1 protein-coding gene is annotated in these 279 nt (G+C 63.1%); it reads left to right on the plus strand.

Features of this window, described 5'->3' with window-relative positions; genetic code table 11:
• A partial coding sequence (locus tag F2P45_RS35230; RefSeq protein ID WP_166882768.1) for a hypothetical protein occupies positions 1 to 279 on the plus strand: 279 nt, incomplete at both ends.

The following is a 279-nucleotide window of genomic DNA, read 5'->3' on the forward strand; positions in this document are numbered from 1 at the left end:
CTTGTGCAGGTGATCGAGCGCGAAACGCCGGAAGGTGGATACGAGCTGTCGCGCCGCACGCTCTCGCCGGCGTCCCCATGGTCCGACGCCCTGTACCTGGACAGCGCCGGCCAGTGGTATGTGGTCGAGGCCCAGCTGGGCGCCGACGGCAAGCCGGCCAAGCTGATCAAGGACGGCAAACAAACCAAGCTCAATATTTACGACCGCAAGGTATTTGCGTCGGAAGCGGACATCCCGGCCGGGATGCTGCTGGGACAAACGAAATTCGACCGCCTCAAG

Source organism: Massilia mucilaginosa (assembly GCF_011682145.1).
In the GTDB taxonomy this organism is placed as follows: Bacteria; Pseudomonadota; Gammaproteobacteria; order Burkholderiales; family Burkholderiaceae_D; genus Telluria_A; species Telluria_A mucilaginosa.